This is a genomic window from Rufibacter psychrotolerans, assembly GCF_016924645.1.
In the GTDB taxonomy this organism is placed as follows: Bacteria; Bacteroidota; Bacteroidia; order Cytophagales; family Hymenobacteraceae; genus Nibribacter; species Nibribacter psychrotolerans.
The window spans coordinates 214,384-233,075 of record NZ_JAFFJV010000001.1; the positions used below are offsets into that span (position 1 = coordinate 214,384).

Genomic DNA, 18,692 nt, shown 5'->3' on the forward strand with positions numbered 1-18,692 from the left:
GTATGCAAATGACCTTTAATAAGATCAAATCCTATAGTTTCCTCTTCGTGCTGGTGGTGGTGGCGTTGTTTACCAATGCCTGCGCCAGCAAGACCGCCCAGAAAGAACCAGATCAAGACCCCTGGAAGGAGATGGAGAAACTGAGAAAACAGATCAAAGCGCCTACCTTCCCCAACCGCGATTTCCTCATTACCAATTACGGCGCCGTGGAAGGCGGCAAGGTGAAGAACACCGAGGCCTTCCGGAAAGCCATTGAGGCCTGTACCAAAAGCGGCGGCGGGCGCGTGGTGGTGCCAACCGGCGTGTTCCTCACGGGAGCCATCCACCTGAAAAGCAACGTGAACCTGCACCTGCAAGACAACGCCACCATCCTCTTCAGCCGTGATACCCAAGATTACCTGCCCCTGGTGTTCACCCGCTGGGAAGGCATGGAACTCATGAACTACTCACCGTTCATCTACGCCTATGAGCAGGAGAACATTGCCATCACCGGCAACGGAACCCTGGACGGCAACGCCAGCAACGAGTACTGGTGGCCCTGGTGCGGCGCCAAACGCTACGGCTGGAAAGAAGGCGACCCCAAACAAACCGCTGATAGAAACCTCTTGCACCAGCAGAACCACCAGGAACTGGACCCCACCAAGCGCATCTACGGCCCCGGGCATTACCTGCGGCCGCAGTTCGTGCAGCCTTACAAGTGCAAGAACGTGCTCATCAGCGGCGTGAAACTCATTAACTCGCCCATGTGGAACGTGCACCCGGTACTGTGCGAGAACGTGACCGTGGACAACGTGAAAGTGGTTACCCTGGGCCCCAACAACGACGGCTGCAACCCCGAGTCCAGCAAGAATGTGCTCATCAAAGACAGCTACTTTGACACCGGCGATGACTGCATCGCCATCAAGTCGGGCCGCAACGAAGATGGCCGCCGGATTGGCAAGCCCTCAGAGAACATCATCATTGAAGGCTGCGAGATGAAGGAAGGCCACGGCGGCGTGGTGATCGGGAGCGAGATCTCGGGCGGGGCCCGCAACATCTACGCCATCAACTGCACCATGGACAGCCCCAACCTGGACCGTGTGTTGCGCATCAAGACCAGTTCGCAGCGCGGCGGCATTATTGAGAACGTGTTCATGAAAGACGTGAAGGTGGGCACCTACAAAGAAGCCGCCGTGAAGTGCAACATGTTCTACGAGGAGCCGGGCAACCATATGCCGGCCATCCGGAACGTGCTGGTAGAGAACCTGTACGTGGAGAACGGCGGCAAATATGCCGTGATGGTGAAGGCCTATGAAGAGTCACCGGTAGAGAACCTCCGGCTGGTGAACTGTGTGATCAACGGCGTGGACCAGGCGCTCAATGTAGACCACGTGAAAGGCATGCAGCTCATCAACACCAAAATCAACGGCAAAAGCTATAATTCCCCCAACGTGACGGCCGCCAACAAGGGCCTATAGCCACCGGCGGTTCCCTAACCTCTTAACCACCCTAGCATCATCTATATGAAAAAGCATTGTTTTCTGAAAAACAGCCTGAAAACGGTAGGCCGCGCGGCGCTGCTGGCCTCTGGGCTGCTGTTTACCAATGAACTGGCCGCGCAGCAACTGGCTTTTCCGGGAGCCGAAGGCTTTGGCCGGTTTGCCACCGGCGGCAGAGGGGGAGAGGTATACCACGTGACCAACCTGAACGACAGCGGCCCCGGCTCTTTTAGAGACGCGGTGAGCCAGCCCAACCGCACCGTGGTATTTGACGTGGGCGGCATCATCAAAATCAACAGCCGGGTGATTGTATCACCCAACCTGACCATTGCGGGCCAGACCGCCCCCGGTGACGGCATCACCATTTACGGCAACGGCCTTTCATACACAGACGCTAACCATACCATTACCCGCTACCTTAGGATAAGAATGGGAAAAGGGGGCGAGAAAGGGAAAGATGCGGTGGCGCTGGCCAAAGGGAATGACATTATCTTTGACCACGTTTCCATCTCCTGGGGCAAAGACGGCACCCTGGACATCAACGGCGATGTGCGCAACTTCACCCTCCAGAACTCCATCGTGAGCCAGGGCCTGCACACGCACTCCACGGGCGGTTTGCACCAGTCTACCGGCGGCGTGTCTATTCTGCGCAGCCTCTACATTGACAACCACACGCGCAACCCCAAGGTGAAAGGCATCAACCAGTTCGTGAACAACGTGGTGTACAACTGGGAAGTAGGCGCCTACATTCTGGGGGGCTCGGCGGGCCGCTCAGACGCTAACATTGAGAACAATTACTTTATTGCCGGCCCGGGTACCAAGAAATCCCCGCCGTTCTCCCGCGCCACCCAGACCTTCCACCTGTACGCCCAGAACAACCTGTATGACGCCAACGTGAACGGCAAGCTGGATGGGCAGGTGGTGCCCAAGGAAGCCTATGGCCCGGTGACCTGGAAACCAGAGCCGTTCCAGTTCCCGCAGGTGACCCCCATGACCCCGCAGCAGGCCTATGCGTTCATCCTGGCCCATGCCGGGGCCTCCCTGCGCCGCGATGAGGTTGACGCGTTTCTGATAGACGAGCTGAAATCCCTCGGCACCAAGGGCCAGACCATCCATGACGAGATGAGCCTGCCCACCGCCGGTCCGGGTAAGGTAAAGGGCGGACCCACCCCCAAAGACACCGACCAGGACGGCATGCCCGATGCCTGGGAAAAGAAGAACAAGCTTAATCCCAAAGACGCCCAGGACGGCAAGACCATCACCAAAGACGGCTACACCAACCTGGAGCTGTACCTGAACAGCCTCACCCAGCGGAAAACCGCCTGAGGTAAGCAAGAACTTTTTTTACAAGACCATTCCCTGATTCTGCGGCGGCAGGCTGGTGTCACCAGCCCTGCCGCTGTTTAGTACCCGTTTTTCCAAAAGTAGCCCCAAAATGAAACGTCGTTCCATCACTTTTTTCCTCTTACTTGTTGCGCTTCCGCTCCTGAGCCAGGCCCGGGAGGGCATAGGAAAACTCACTTCTAAGCCCGAGCAGAAGCAGAATGTGTTCACCTTCACCACCGACAAAGCGAAGGTACAGCTGGAGTTCTGCACCCCCGACATGGTGCGCGTGCGCACCAGCTGGGACGGTTCCTTTGAGCCCAACGAAGAATACATGGTGGTGCAGTACACCTGGGGGCCGCTGAAGGTAGACCTCAAGAAAAAATCGGGGAACTACGTGCTGAGCACCGAGAAGCTGCAGGTGCGCGTGAACCAGAATCCCCTGACCTTGGAGATTGCCAACCAGGCCGGTGACATTCTCTCTACCGAGACCTTCGGCCAGAACGGGGGCGCCTACAAAAACGGCACCGTGGTGGGCACCCGCAAAAAACTGATGCCCGATGAGCACTTCTTCGGGTTTGGCGAGCGCATGGACTTCACCGACCAGCGCGGCAAGGAAGTGAACCTCAACGTGGGACGGGGCACGCTCAAGCCCCACATCATTGGTGCCTACAACGTCATGGAAGCCAATTATGCCCCGGTTCCGTTCTTCATGAGCACCCGTGGCTACGGCATTTTCCTGCACAACTCCTACGCCACCCGCTGGGACATGGGCAACTCCGCCGCAGATTCCTATGCGTTTGAAGCCAAGAACGGCGAGTTGGACTACTACTTCATGTACGGGCCAGATTTTCCGGCTATTCTGGGGCTGTACACCACCCTTACCGGCAAGGCGCCGCTGTTGCCCCGCTTTGCGCACGGCCTGCACGTGGGTACCTACAGCGGCGGCACCTGGGGACATACGGAACATTCCTCCACCCAGTACGTGGTGGAACTGGTGCGCAAGTACCGTGAGATGGGCATTCCCATTGACATTCTGCACCTGGATTCTACCTGGCGCATGTTCGGGAAAAGCGGTGGCAACGGCGCTACCTCCTATGAGTGGCGCGAGACCATGAAAGACCCCAAGAGCATGTTTGACCGCCTGTACGCCATGAACATGAACATGGTGGGGCTGCACGTGCGGGGCCGGTATGACAACGGCACCACGCTCAACCTGCTGGACCAGGCTCGGGAAAAAGGCATGGTCTACCCCGAGGAAACCAACAAAGGCGAGTTCGTGAATTTCTTTGACGAAAAAGCCGTGGACTGGTGGTGGGACAACGCCGTAATGCGCATTGCCTCCATCGGAGCCAAGTTCCTAAAGACCGACGAGGGCAGCGCCTTCGGCCGCGAAGCCAACGAAAGCAAGAAAGTAGGCCCCACCAGCCCCGAGGCCCAGAAACTCCACAACATCTTCCCCATTGCCTACGCCAAGGCGCCCTATGAGAAGTTCAAGCAGTACAACGGCATGCGCGGCATGAACCACACCCGCGAGGGTTACGCCGGTATCCAGCGCTATCCGTTCATCTGGGCCGGCGACTGGCCGAGCGAGTGGCAGTACTTCGGTCCGGTGATCAAAGCCGGGTTGAACATGGGGCTTTCGGGCGTGAGTTACTGGACCCACAACATGGGCGGTTTTGAGCACAAGGCAGATCCGGAGCTCTATATCCGGTGGGTGCAGTTTGGCATGTTCAGCCCGGTGGCCCACGTGTTCGGCATGGACCACCCCGGCTACAAAGAGCCCTGGAACTATGGCGAGGAGGCCCTGGCCAATTTTAAGAAGTATGACCAACTGCGCTACCGCCTGATCCCTTACATCTACAGCACCGCCTTTCAGACTTATAAAACCGGGGTGCCCATGATGCGGGCCCTGGTGCTGGAAAACCAGAAAGACGTGAACACTTACCAAGTAGAGGACCAGTACATGTTCGGCGATGCCCTCATGGTGTGCCCCGTGACCACCAAAGGCGCCCAGACCCGCGTGGTGTACTTGCCCGAAGGCCAGTGGATAGAGTACTGGACCGGTAAAACCTACGCCGGCAAAAAGCACTACAACATTGTCTCGCCGCTGGACCAACTGCCGCTTTTCGTAAAAGCCGGGGCCATCATTCCCATGCAGGAAGAGGTGCAGTATGATGACAAAAAGCCCTGGGGTGCCATTACCTTTGAGATTTTCCCGTCGGGTACTTCTTCCTATGACCTGTTTGAAGACGATGGCCTGAGCGAGAAGTACCAGCAAGGAGAATACAGCACTACCACCGTCACCTCTGCCGCCACAGCAAACGGTACCAAAGTGACGGTAGCGGCCGCCAAAGGTTCGTTCCCGGTGCCCACCCGTCCCTACCTGATCAAGCTGCATCAGGAGAAAGCCCCGGCAAGCGTGCAGGTAGGCACCAGAAAACTTAGTGCCGTAAGCCCTGAGCAATTTGCCAGCGCCTCTGCCGAAGCGTACTATTATGACCCGCAGGCCAAAGTGCTGTGGGCCAGAGCCCCAAAGAGTGCCGGGGCCACGCTGGAGTTCAGCATCACGCACTAATTTGGTACCGGGCGGCCGCGAACCCCAGCTGCTGGTAGTGTGAAGCAATACGGAGAATAGCCCCACCCCAATCTCTGTTGAGGGGCGTTTTACGTAGGATTTTAGAAATTCCGCCCCAAAACAGTACCGCAGGCAATCTGCATTTCAAGGCTTCCCCCGGAAAGAGCCCCAAAGCTCTTTCCGGGGGAAGCCTTTTTTATTCCCTTGCCCTTGCTAAGTGGAAGAGCGGTAGCCAATTAGTGCAACGCGCCTGCGGTTGTTGCACGCACCTCCACCCAATTGCCGCAGCCACAGCAGGAGAGGGGGGCCTGAAAAGGTATTGTGTGCAAAGACACTGGGTTTTCAGGCGGAGCAAATCCTTCCCGTGCGGCCTCTGCTTCCTGCCGCAGGAACCGGCCCATTCTCCTGGTACAGCAGGATTTCAGTGGAGAAAGAACGGGTTTTACATTTTTTTCATTTTAATGCTGGTTTTTATAAAGATCTTTAATTAACTTTCAAATGGTAGTCAAGCTATTGAAGAATCTTCAATGGGCTGGCTGGCGGAGCGTTGGGCTTGTTGTTTCTTTTTCTTGTTGGTTCTGTGCAATCGATAGCACAAAGGCGGGAAGCAGCTTGGGTGCAGGTTTTTACAGGATGACGGAAGATACAGTGCCCGGAACAGGCCTTTAGGTGACGTTGCACCTCCAAGTCAGGTAGATCCAAGGGCTTCCTTCTGATTGAGCTTTTATTAGTTGTTTACATATTGTCCCCTATTAAAGATTAACTCAATGGAACTACTCGACAGAATTGATTCTACATCGGCCATCCCCAAGTACCTCCAGGTGGTAAATGCAGTGATTGAAGACATAGAGGCAGGAATACTGAAACGCGGCGAACGTGTCCCCTCCATCAACGAAACCAGTGAGATGTATTACCTTTCCCGGGATACCATTGAGAAAGCCTACCGCATTCTGCGCAAGAAAGGGGTCATCAGCTCGGTGAAGGGCAAAGGCTGCTACATCAGCAACAGCTTTTCGGCCAACAAAACCCGGGTGCTGTTGCTGTTCAACAAGCTAAGCGCCTACAAGAAAGCCATCTACTACTCCATGCTTAAGGTGCTGGGCGAGAACGCGGTGGTAGACCTGCACATCCACCACTATGACGGCACCATCTGCGCCAACCTCATCCAGGAGAACCTGGGCAAGTACGACTATTACGTGGTCATGCCGCACATCTCCACCAACGCCGAGGCCTTCACCCAGGCCCTCAACAAAATACCGGACGACAAGCTCATTCTCCTGGACAAGAACATTGACACTTACAAAGGCAAGTGCGGCGCCGTTTACCAGGACTTTGAGCGGGACATCAGAAGAGCCCTGCACTCGGGCGAGGACCTGCTGAGCAAGTACAACAAGTTTGTGCTGGTGTACCCCAGGGAGATTTCCTACCCCATTGAGATTGTGAAGGGTTTCCGGCAGTTTTGCCGCGAAATGTCCATTGAGCATTCAGTAGTGGGCTGCGTGCACCAGGAGCCGCTGGTGCCCGGAACCGCCTTCCTGATCCTGGAAGAATCTGACCTGGCCAACCTGATCACCGAAACCCGGGCCCAGAAACTGGAGCTGGGCAAAGACATCGGCCTGATCTCGTACAACGACACCCCCTTGAAGAAAATCCTGGATGCCGGCATCACCGTGGTCTCCACAGACCATGAATTGATGGGCGAAACCGCCGGGTATATGATCAAGAAAAAACTGAAGGAGAAAGTGCATAACCCGTTCACCCTGATCCGGAGAAGTTCCCTGTAGAAAAGGGGAGGGCTCTTTTGAGAGAGCCAGGAGGTTCATCCGTAAGGTTCGTGTAAGTAGCAACCGCTTGCCTTTCCCGCAAGCGGCATAAAAACAGAAAAAGCGCGCCCTGCGGTGCGCTTTTTTGTTGTAAAAAGCCCTGTCGCGTCCCCAGGCTCCACCAACCTGGTTGCCCCTGGTGCGGTGCTTCGCTTCTACCGGATAGAGCAGGATAGTGGTTGAGCAGCGATCTGTTAGCTTAACGGTTTCATAAAGTCAAACCCCTGCTGCAGCAAGAAGGCTCTGGGTAACTAGCTCCTCTTCCTGCTCAAACCAGTTAACCCCCAAGCATGATGATTGATAAAAGAATAGGTGCATTTGCGTTGATGATGCTGGTGGCGTGCCAGTCACAGAATGTTCCTTTGGCTACTATCAACACCACCCCACAAGAAACTTTACAGGAACCCCCAGCCCCTGACAAACTGGACCAGGCGCGGCCGCTGCGGTACAAGCCCGAAGGAACCGACTTCACCATTGTCAACGGCACCAAGCGGTTTAACCGGGCGCTGTACGGGTCAGGAACGGCGTTCAGGGTAGAGGCCGGGGATTTGCCGGAGTTTCTCCTGTACATGCCCACCAAAGGGGGGAACCTTAAACTAGGCATTGCCACCCCGGCAGGCACCAAGTGGCTCATTGACGCCGACTACATCAAGGCCATTTACAGCCCGGGTACCATGCGCTACCAGATCAAAGATGCCCTGCTGGGCGAAGGACAACTGGACCTGCAGGTGCTGGCCATGGCCGAAGAAGACGGTTTGGTCATGTCGTTGGAAACAAAAGGAGTAAAACCCTTTGAGCTGATCTGGACCTACGGGGGAGCCAGTGGCCACCGCCCCTCCCGGGACGGGGACATTGGCGCCGATCCTGAGGAAGGCTTCTACCTGCACCCCGAGCACTGCAAGGGCAACGTGTTTGCGCTGAAGAACAACTCTTTCCTGCTGGGGTTTGAGACCGGCAAGAAGCGGGGAGACACTTCCAAGAGCACGGTGCAAGAAAAAGGGACCCAGATCTACGGCGTGGTAGCGCCGGGCACTGCACTCAAGCTGGGAGATGCCCACCAGCAAACCTCGCCCACCGTGCTGCTGCAATCCAAGGCAACAGACCTGCCGGTGGTGGTGGGCCGTCAGGAGTTGGGGGGCAACCAGAAAATCTACTTCGGGCTGCAGAACAACCTTACTGCCAAGGCCAAAACCTACCAGGACCTGCCCAATACCTTCCTGAAAGCCGATGCGCAACGCCAGAAAGTGGCCAGCCAGGTGAAGATTGTAACGCCCGATCCTTACCTCAACACGCTGGGCGGCGCCCTGAGCATTGCCGCGGATGCCATCTGGGACGGCAAGAGCTACATGCACGGGGCCATTGCCTGGCGCATGCCGCTCAATGGCTGGCGCGGTGCCTACGTAGCCGATGCCCTGGGCTGGCATGACCGCGCCCGAACCCATTTCAAGGGCTACTCAGATGCCCAGGTCACCGAGCCCGCCAGCGGTCCGGTAGTGCCTGACTCCTCCCGCAACCTGGCCCGGCAGAAGGAGCAACTGGGGCTTTCGCTGTATACCAGCGGCTATATCTCCCGCAACCCCGGCACCAAGAAGGTAGCCCACCACTATGACATGAACATGGTGTTCATTGACGAGATGCTGCGGCATTTCCTGTGGACCGGCGATAAAACCTACCTGCAGGAAGCCTGGCCCATTCTGGAGCGCCACCTGGCCTGGGAGAAACGCAACTTTGACCCTGACCAGGACGGCCTCTACGATGCCTACGCCAGCTTCTGGGCCAGTGATGCGGTGCAGTACAGCGGCGGTGGCGTCACGCATTCCTCGGCGTACCATTATTTCTCTAACAAAACCGCCGCCCGGTTGGCCACCCTCCTGGGCAAGGACCCCGCTCCCTACCAGCAGGAGGCGGCCAAGATCCACCGGGCCCTGACCACTACCATGTGGTTGCCCGAGAAAGGCTGGTTTGCCGAGTTCAAAGATCTTTTGGGCCTCCAGAAACTGCACACCTCGGCCGCTCTCTGGACCATCTACCATACCCTGGACTCTGAGGTGCCAGACCCTTTCCAGGCCTACCAGATGCTGCGCTACGTAGACACCCAGATTCCGCATATTCCTATCAAAAACAGCGACCTGCCGCAGGACGAACTGGTGACCCTGGCCACTAGTAACTGGATGCCTTACACCTGGTCGGTTAACAACGTGGCCATGGCCGAGGTGGCCCACACGGCCCTGGCCTATTGGCAGGCCGGCCGTACCCAGGAAGCCAACAAACTGATGCGGAGTATCCTAATTGAGAGCATGTACATGGGCTCCAGCCCCGGCAATTTCCAGCAGCTGTCGCACTATGACCATTACCGGGGCGAACTGTACCGCGACTTTGCCGATGGCATTGGCATGAGCGCCCGGGCCCTGGTGGAAGGCATGTTCGGGATTGTGCCCGACATGCTGGCGGGCCAGTTGACGGTGCGGCCCGGCCTGCCCGCCGAGTGGCCCCACGCCCGCCTGGAAACCCCCGATATCACCTATGCCTACCAGCGCCAGGGCGACCAGGAAACCTACACTATTGCGCCCCGCTTCGGGAAACCGCTCAAGCTCCTCTTTAGGGCAACGGCCTTAAAGGACCGGGTTGCCTCGGTTACGGTGAACGGGCAGCCGGTCCAGTGGAAAAGCTACGCCGGGGCAGTGGGCAGCCCGCAGATTGAGATCACGCCAGCGGTAGCAGACCAGTATGAGGTGCGCATTACGTGGGCGGGAGACAAGCCCGCCAAAGCCCGCCATGAGGCCGTAGCGGCCACCGGCGCCCCACTGGTGCTGGACCTGGGGCAAGCCCAAGCCGGAGAACTGCGGGATCCGCAGAAAATAGTAGCTGGGTCTGCGGTGAAGGACAGAAAGGTAGAGGTGAACATTGCCGGGAGCCCGGGCCACCGTACCTTCTTTGTGCAGTCCCGGCAGGGCCAGCTCAGCTGGTGGCAGCCCATTGATGTGGAAGTGCGCGAGCCTTTCAAACTAGTCTCCCAAAGCCCGGGGCCAAACAACCCCCTGGTGCTGCAAAACAATACCGCCGCGCCGTTCAACGGGGAGGTGACCCTTACGGCCGGGCCTTACACCCAGAAGCTTAACCTGTCGGTGGAGCCGTTTGGCACCTCCGCTCCCCTCGCCGTTCCGGCGGAGCACCTGCAGCCGGGGACCAACCGGGTACAGGTAAGCGCGGGCAACAAGGTGCTGGCTACGGGAGAGATGATCAACTGGGGCGTGGCGTTTAGGCCCTCTTCTGCCAAAAACCGGCTGGAAACGGTAGACCTGACCTCCCATTTCAACGACCGGGTGACCCAGATCTTCCGGAACGAGTACCTGTCGCCGCGGCCCACCTCGGCTACGCTGCAGTTACCCAAGCAGGGCATCGGGAACTGGTGCTATCCCTTGGTAACCGCCGAGATTGATGACTCGGGCCTGCGCGCCAAGGCCGCCCAAAGCGGAGTGCTGGCGCTTCCCAACGGTCTATCGTTCAGGACCGCCGGACCGGGCACGGGCAAGAACATTCTCTTCACCAGCCAGTGGGACAATTACCCCAGCGCCGTCACCGTCCCGCTCACCGGCAGCGCCTCGCACGCCTACCTGTTAATGGCCGGCTCCACCAACCCCATGCAGTCCAGGTTTGACAACGGCGAAGTGGTGGTAACGTACACCGACGACTCGCAGGAAAAACTGGTGCTTCGCAACCCCGAGACCTGGTGGCCCATTGAGCAAGATTACTATCTGAACCAGCACTCGTTCCGCGTAGACACGCCCAAACCCATCAGAGTGCACCTGAAAACCGGCGAGGTGCTCCAGAACTTCAACTACTCAGACATCAAAGGCTTTGCCTATAACAGTTACATTCCGGGCGGGGCGGCCACCGTGCTGGATTTGCCCTTAAACCCCAAAAAGACCCTGAAAACGGTAGAGGTGAAGGCCCTGGCCAACGATGTGGTCATCGGGCTGATGGGGCTCACGCTGGTGCGCAGGTAAGCGGGCCGGCACAAGCAGGTTACCGCAGGATATGCGATTGGCGAGATCCGGCTAGCTTTACCCTACCCCGCAAGAGTGCTGGGGCGCACCTGTTTTCTGGAACCAGTGCCAAACCGGCCGGGCCAAAACGCCCTTTTATAAGCTTAAAGAAAACCCAACCGAGGAACACCGTATGCCACGATTCGCCTTTACCATGAAGCTGAAGCCCGGCCAGGCGGCCGAGTACCAAAAGCGGCACGCCGCCCTCTGGCCCGAGGTAAAGCAGCTGCTGCAGGAGGCCGGCATCAGGGAGTACGCCATCTTCCTGGACGAGGCCTCCCACACCCTGTTTGCGGTGCAGAAGCAGCAGGGGGCCTCTTCGCAGGACCTGGGCCACTCCCCGATTGTGCAGAAATGGTGGGCCTACATGGCCGACATCATGGAGACCAATCCAGACAATTCACCGGTTTCTGTTCCCTTGAAAGAAGTGTTCTACCTGGAATAGCGCGTACTTTGGCCCGTAACGGTGGGAGCCGTTGGGGGCTAACGTAGTCCAGTCCTTATTTCTATCCAGATTTTTACGAAATGGCCCAAAAACATACTTTCCTTGCGGCACTTGCCTTCTGCGGTGCCCTTCTGGCAAATTGCCGCCAGCCTCAGGCCTCATCGGCGGGCGCAGACCCTGCCGCCAGGCAGGTCCAGGCAGAGACCGTGTGGCCCCAGGTCACCAAAGAGAACCGCCCCTGGACCCGCTGGTGGTGGATGGGCAACGCCGTGGATGAAAAGAACCTTGACCGGCTCCTGACCCAGTACGCCAACGCCGGCCTGGGCGGGGTAGAGATTGCCCCCATTTACGGCGCCAAAGGCCACGAGAGCAAGTACCTGGAGTTTCTATCCCCAGCGTGGATGGGCGCCCTTGATTTCACGGTGAAAAAAGCCGCAGGCCTGGGCATGGGCGTGGACCTGACGCAAGGCACCGGCTGGCCGTTCGGCGGGCCGCAGGTAACGCCCGCGCACGCCGCCTCCAAACTGATGGTGCAAACCTATACCCTCAAAGGCGGCCAAACCCTGCCCGATGTGCTGCAGGTGACAGACCCCAAACAGAAAGACCTGGGCGTGGCCCTGCAGGCCGTCATGGCCTACAGTGACAAGGGAGAGATCCTGGAAGTAACCGATAAAGTGACCCCCCAGGGAAAACTGAACTGGAAAGCGCCCGCCGGCAACTGGAGCCTGTACGCTGCCTTCAACGGCCGCACCCGGCAGATGGTGAAACGCGCCGCGCCGGGCGGAGTGGGCTTTACCCTCAACCATTTGTCAAAGGAAGCGACCCAGGCCTACCTGTTGCCGTTTACTCAGGCGTTCAAGGGCAGCAACCACGGCGTAAGGGCTTTTTACAACGACAGCTACGAGGTGTACGGAGCCGACTGGTCGGCGGGATTTTTTGAAGAGTTCCAGAACAGGAAAGGCTACGACCTAAAAAAATACCTGTGGGAACTGACCAGCAAGGAGCCAACCGAGCTGGCCACCCGCCTCAAGTCTGACTACCGCGAAGTCATGAGCGAAATGCTCTATGACAACTTCTACCAACCCTGGAACCAGTGGGCGCACCAGCACGGCAGCCTCACCAAGAACCAGTCGCACGGCTCGCCCGGAAACCTGCTGGACCTCTACGCCGCCGTGGACATCCCGGAGTGCGAGACCTTCGGCTCCAGTTACTTCCCCATTCCCGGCCTCCGGCGCGACAGTGCCGACGTGCGCAACGTAGACCCAGACCCCATCATGCTCAAGTTCGCTTCCTCGGCGGCGCACGTAACGGGCAAGAATCTGGTTTCCAGCGAGACCTTCACCTGGCTGGGCGAGCACTTTAAGACCTCTTTTTCGCAAATGAAGCCCGAAGTGGAGCAGGTCTTCCTCTCGGGCGTGAACCACGTTTTCTACCATGGCGTCACCTACTCGCCCGAGGAGGTGGCCTGGCCCGGTTGGTTGTTCTACGCCTCGCTCAACCTTACGCCCGCCAACAGCCTGTGGCCGCAGTTCAACGGCTTTAACCAGTACATCACGCGGGTGCAGTCGGTGCTGCAGGCCGGCCAGTCCGACAATGAGGTCCTGGTGTACTGGCCCATCCATGATGTGTGGAGCAAGCCCAAGGGCATGGAGATGCTCATCAAAGTACATGACATTGACGACTGGCTGCACCCCACGCAGTTCTACAAGCAGTCAAAGCGCCTCATGGAGGCCGGCTACTCCCTTGACTTTGTCTCAGACCGAATGCTGCAGGCCGCCAGCGTGCGCGAGGGGGCCATTGTAACCGCCCCGGCGGCTCCCGTACACAAAGTGCTGGTGCTGCCCCAGAGCAAGTACCTGGAGGTGCGTACGTTTGAAAGGGCCCTGCAACTGGCCCGCGAAGGCGCCACCGTGATCCTGGAGCAACTGCCTACCCAGGTGCCCGGCCTGCATGATCTGGACGCCAGAAGCAAAAAACTGAAGCAGCTGACCCAATCCCTGGCCTGGACCGATGCCGGCAACGGCGTAAAACAGGTAAAGACCGGCCAGGGCAGGGTGCTCCTGGCCCAGGACCTGCAGCAAGCGCTTGCGCTGGCCAACCTCCATCGCGAAACCTTAACCGACACGGGCCTCAAGTTCACCCGGCGTGCCATTGAGAACGGCAAATACTACTACCTGGTTAACCACACGGCCAAGTCCATTGACACCACCATTCCCCTGAACCTGGCGGCCCAGACCGTGGTCATGATGGACCCGCAGTCTGGAAAGACCGGCCAGGTGAAAGCCGCCGTCACCGGTGCTAAAACCATGGTGCGGGTGCAGCTGAACGCCGGCGAGGCCATGATCCTGCGCGCCACCACCGGCCAGGCGCCGGCGCTTTTGGCCTGGCAGTACCTGGAGCAGGCCGGCACGCCCACGCCGGTAAACGGCACCTGGAACCTGCGCTTCACCCAGGGCGGCCCCGAGTTGCCCGCCGAGCAAAAAATCACCCAGCTGAAGTCCTGGACCGAGCTGCCCGACAAGAAAGCAGAGTCTTTCTCGGGCACCGGCGAGTACACCATCACCTTTGACCTGCCCGGCAAGAAAGCAGACGAATATGTGCTGGATCTGGGAAAAGTGAACGAAACCGCCAAAGTATGGATCAACGGGCAGGAAGTAGGCACCTTGTTCGGAATACCGTTTCAGGCCAGGGTAGGGCAGTACCTCAAGCCCGGGAAGAACACCCTTAAAGTGGAGGTGGCCAACCTCATGGCCAACCGCATCCGGCACATGGACCAGAACAAAGTGCAGTGGCGCAATTACCACGAGATCAACTTCGTGAACATTGACTACAAACCCTTTGACGCCTCCGGCTGGAAGCCCATGCCCTCGGGATTGGTGGGTCCTGTCACGCTCACGCCCTACACCACTTCTACCGCCACTGCGCCCAGCGTGTTGTAGCAGCCGTTTCCCAAGGCTCAGGCATCGCCCGTTACAGTCCATCGCTTTCAGGAGCGGCAGACCGTAACGGGCGGCTTGTCTTTATCGCGGGGTGCATTAAGGAGAGCGCCGCCATCCGTTCCCGTATTTTGGTCCACTCGCAGGCCAACCCGTTTCCAGGCCGATTATGCCAAAACAAGGTGAAAACAGGAGAAGCAACTCTCTCAGACAACCGTGTCCTTTCCTGAGGCGCCATCGTGGGGCAGACTCTCCCCTTGAGGGGAGAGCAGGAGGGGTGCTCCCGCCAGGGGAAGGAGCATTGCTGATCTTTCTCCGGCAGACCGGTAGGCCCTTGTGTTACAAACTGAACCAGCAAAGCGTAGACCGGCAGGTGGAAACACTCTTCTACACTCCCTCAAAGGAAGAATCTGCCTTTTGAACCCTTGCTGGTGAGGCTTCCTTTTTTCCGAATTTTCGGGAAAACAGCCCTGAAACGGAGTCTTTGCCTTTGCCGGTTAGCCAAGGCCCAGACCAGATTGTTTTTCCTTTTTTCACCTTGCTCTACTTGACGAAGCAAGCGAATTCCCCTCCCACACCGCACCGCACCACGCTTCCCTCTGGGTAAATTGAATTCTTCTGAAAAAGCCGTTGAACAATTTAAAAATTGTTTATGAACCTGATTTTCAGCAGAAGTAAAAAGCCAAAATGGCAAAGGCAGACAGGATAGAGCAGGATACATGTCCTTTTTACGATTATTAGCTTTAACTCATCCTCCATCAACGGAATTCAATTAAGCGGAATCGTATCTAAAGGATGAAAGCATGAAAAAGAGACTACATTATGCTTGCTATGTTTGCCTTGCTTTGCCCTTGCTCGGCATTGGAGCTTCCACGGCCCATGCTGAAAGCAAGCCGGGGGGCAAGAGAGCAGGCCATGGCAAAGCGGGTGCTTTTACGGTGGCGGCTGCCCTGGACCGGGGCGGCGAAAGCAGGGAAGGCAGCACCGTTAGCCTGGCAGACGTGACCATTACGGGCCGGGTGACCGGAGAGAACGGCGAAGGGCTGGCGGGGGTAACCGTGCTGGTGAAAGGCACCACAGTAGCCACCGCCACCGACGTGAACGGAAATTTCTCCCTGAACGTGCCCGACGGCAATGTGACCCTTTCCGTGTCCTACATTGGGTTCATGACCCAGGAGGTGGCCCTTAACAACCGAACCACGGTAAATATCACCTTAAAGTCAGATACCAAGGCGCTGGATGAAGTAGTGGTGATTGGGTACGGTACCGCCCAGAAAAGCGACGTAACAGGGGCGCTGGCCTCGGTGTCAGCGGAGCAGATTGCGCAGGTGCCGGTGCAGAACATCACGCAGGCGCTGCAGGGCCGGGCCGCGGGAGTTGACGTTGCCGCGGGCACGTTCCGGCCGGGCGAGACGCCCGCCATCACCATCAGGGGGAACCGCTCCATCAGTGCCACCAACCAGCCCTTGTACGTGGTAGACGGCATTCCGCTGGCCGAAGGCACCGGCCTCAATGACTTCAACCCTCTGGATATTGAGTCCATTGAGATCCTGAAAGACGCCTCCTCCACCGCCATTTATGGGTCAAGGGGAGCCAACGGGGTAGTGTTGGTGACCACTAAAAAAGGGCGCGAGGGCAAATTCTCGGTGAACTATGATACCTACGTGAGCTTGGACCGCCCTTTGGTAACCTTGAACTTGCTGGACGGCCCCGGCTTTGCCGAACTCAGACGCGAAGCTTACCGCAACATACCAGGCCAGGATAGGTACTCTACGCCGTACCCCAACCCGGCAGACGACTTCCGGTTGTTCGGCGCTGACCCGTACACCTGGGAGTCCCTGGCCCAAGGATACGAGTGGGAAGACAAAGCCAACCGGGTGCCGCGGTACCGGCCCGCCACGGCCGAAGAACAGGCCCGCTACGGGGTAACCCAGCTGCCCATCTACAACCCGGCCAACGTGCGCAGCACCGACTGGCAGGACATGGCCTTTCATGATGCCGTTTCGCAAAACCACCAGCTCATGGTACGGGGAGGCTCTGAGAAGGTGCGGGCCGCTTTCTCCGTGGGCTACTTAGACCAGGAAGGCATTCAGCGCGGGCAGGACTTTAAGCGGTACAACGCCCGCCTCAACATGGATTATGACGTGGCCAAGTTCCTAACCATGGGTGCCTCGGTCAACGCCAACGTCAACATCCAAAACCTGGGCGGAAACATCTACGGCCGGTTTATCTCGCAGAACCCGCTGGCCGTGCCGTACGACCCTGAGGGCAACTTCATTGAGTTTCCGGGGGCCGATGACCAGGTGTACAACCCCACCAGGGAGGCCGATCTGGTGTTCAACGAGCGGCGCACCACCCGTTTCTTCGGGAGCTTCTACGCCGAGGCGAAGCTGCTGGAAGGCCTGCGCTACCGGTTAAACTTCGGGCCAGATTTCCGGCAGACCAGAAGCGGCACGTTTGAGAGCGGCGAGTCTGCCGAGCGCCAGGGCACCGCCCGGGCCGTGAACAGCCAGAGCCAGAACTTCACCTACGTGGTGGAGAACCTGCTGTTCTATGACAAGACCTTCGCCCAGAACCACAGCCTGGGCGTGACCTTGCTGCAGAGTATCCAGAAAGACCGAAGCGAGTCTATTGGCATCACCGCCACCGATTTCCCCTATGAAAGCCAGCTGTGGTACAACATAGGCACCACCAACCAGGGGCAGCCAAGCGCCTTCTCCAGCGGCTTCGCCCTGAGAACCATGCAGTCCTGGATGGGCCGGGTGAACTACAGCTTCAAAGACCGCTACCTGTTAACCGCCTCGGGCCGTTATGACGGGTCCTCGGTGTTGGCCCCGGGCAACAAGTGGGACTTCTTCCCGTCCTTTGCCCTGGCCTGGAAAATTCAGGAAGAGGAGTTCATGAAAAGCGTGGCCTTCATCAATGAACTGAAGCTGCGCGTGGGCTACGGAGCAGTGGGGCAGTCGTCCATTGACCCGTACCAGACCGGCGGGGTGCTGAGCCGTACCCCGTACATCTGGAACGAAACCCCCGCCTACGGGTACCGGCCCTCTGGCCAGCGCCTGCCAGACCTAAGCTGGGAGAAAACCAGCACCATTAACGCCGGGGTAGACTTTACCCTCTTCAACCACCGCGTGAGCGGCACGGTAGACGTGTACCGGGCCAATACCACCAACCTGATCATGCCCCGCGCAGTGCCCACCGCCTCCGGGTTTGGCAGCGTACTGCAGAACGTGGGCGCCACCCGCAACACCGGGGTAGAGGTGGCCCTCACCACCCACAACATCCAGTCGGCCGAGGGTTTCAACTGGAGCACCGACTTTGTCTTCACCAAAAACAAAGAGGAGTTTGTGGAAACCCACCTGGGCAAGATGGACGACGTGGGCAACCGCTGGTTCATAGGACAGCCACTGGGCGTGTACTATGACTACAAATTTGACGGTATCTGGCAACTGGACCAGGTAGAGGAAGCCGCCAAGTACGGCCGCGTTCCCGGCGACATCAGAGTGGTAGACGTGAACAATGACTCGCAGATCAACGCCCAGGACCTGCTGGTGCTGGGGTCTAACCGGCCCAAATGGTCGGGCAGCATCAACAACAAGCTTTCTTACAAAGGGTTTGACCTTACCTTTTTGGTGTATGCCCGAATGGGGCACCTGGTGGAGAACATCATGTACCGCCCGGGGCTGGGAGGCCGCTACCAAAGCATCGCCTGGAACTACTGGACCCCCACCAACCCCAGCAATGAGTACCCGCGGCCCATCAAGGACAAAGACATCTCAGAGTTTGGGCAGTCGCTGCAATACCAGAAAGGCGATTTTGTGAAAGTGCGCAACATCTCCCTGAACTACACGTTCCCGCAGTCTTTTGTCTCTAAGTTCAGGGGAAGCAACCTGAGCGTGTACGTGAACCTGGTGAACCCCTTCCTGTTCACAGATTTTGAGGCCCTGGACCCCGAGGCCTCTGACACCGGCAACAGCACGGCAGAGAACAGAAGGGCCCTGGGCCTGAGCACCAGAAGCTATGTATTTGGTTTGAGGGTAGGTTTTTAACGCCAATTTGG

At 58.0% G+C, this 18,692-nt stretch carries 9 protein-coding genes; 8 read left to right on the forward strand and 1 reads right to left on the reverse strand.

The window, feature by feature from the left end:
* Positions 1 to 2 precede the first annotated feature (2 nt).
* From JT718_RS00885 to JT718_RS00915, 7 genes are all read left to right on the forward strand, one after another.
* Positions 3 to 1,457 (forward strand): glycoside hydrolase family 28 protein, encoded by a 1,455-nt coding sequence (locus JT718_RS00885; RefSeq protein WP_317195460.1) that lies wholly within the window; start codon positions 3 to 5, stop codon positions 1,455 to 1,457.
* A gap of 45 nt (positions 1,458 to 1,502) precedes the next feature.
* The gene (locus tag JT718_RS00890) at positions 1,503 to 2,804 is read left to right on the forward strand and encodes a pectate lyase family protein (RefSeq protein WP_240336849.1); all 1,302 of its coding nucleotides are present in this window, start codon (positions 1,503 to 1,505) and stop codon (positions 2,802 to 2,804) included.
* Positions 2,805 to 2,913: 109 nt separating this feature from the next.
* Positions 2,914 to 5,379, forward strand: a complete 2,466-nt coding sequence (locus tag JT718_RS00895; protein WP_205499784.1) for a glycoside hydrolase family 31 protein — start codon at positions 2,914 to 2,916, stop codon at positions 5,377 to 5,379.
* A gap of 767 nt (positions 5,380 to 6,146) precedes the next feature.
* Positions 6,147 to 7,163, forward strand: a complete 1,017-nt coding sequence (locus tag JT718_RS00900) for a GntR family transcriptional regulator (protein ID WP_205499785.1) — start codon at positions 6,147 to 6,149, stop codon at positions 7,161 to 7,163.
* 329 nt (positions 7,164 to 7,492) lie between these two features.
* Positions 7,493 to 11,209 carry a DUF4450 domain-containing protein gene (locus JT718_RS00905; protein WP_205499786.1) on the forward strand — a complete coding sequence of 1,239 codons (3,717 nt, stop codon included), beginning with the start codon at positions 7,493 to 7,495 and terminating at the stop codon, positions 11,207 to 11,209.
* Positions 11,210 to 11,381: 172 nt separating this feature from the next.
* The gene (gene rhaM / locus JT718_RS00910; protein WP_205499787.1) at positions 11,382 to 11,693 is read left to right on the forward strand and encodes an L-rhamnose mutarotase; all 312 of its coding nucleotides are present in this window, start codon (positions 11,382 to 11,384) and stop codon (positions 11,691 to 11,693) included.
* Positions 11,694 to 11,773: 80 nt separating this feature from the next.
* On the forward strand, positions 11,774 to 14,632 hold the full coding sequence (locus JT718_RS00915) for a glycosyl hydrolase (protein ID WP_205499788.1): 2,859 nt from the start codon (positions 11,774 to 11,776) through the stop codon (positions 14,630 to 14,632).
* 394 nt (positions 14,633 to 15,026) lie between these two features.
* Here the strand turns inward: JT718_RS00915 and JT718_RS00920 are convergent, their stop codons facing one another.
* On the reverse strand, positions 15,027 to 15,350 hold the full coding sequence (locus tag JT718_RS00920; protein ID WP_205499789.1) for a hypothetical protein: 324 nt from the start codon (positions 15,348 to 15,350) through the stop codon (positions 15,027 to 15,029).
* 82 nt (positions 15,351 to 15,432) lie between these two features.
* Here JT718_RS00920 and JT718_RS00925 point away from each other — a divergent pair, with 82 nt between their 5' ends.
* Positions 15,433 to 18,681: a SusC/RagA family TonB-linked outer membrane protein gene (locus tag JT718_RS00925; protein ID WP_205499790.1), complete on the forward strand. Its 3,249-nt coding sequence runs from the start codon at positions 15,433 to 15,435 to the stop codon at positions 18,679 to 18,681.
* Positions 18,682 to 18,692 lie beyond the last annotated feature (11 nt).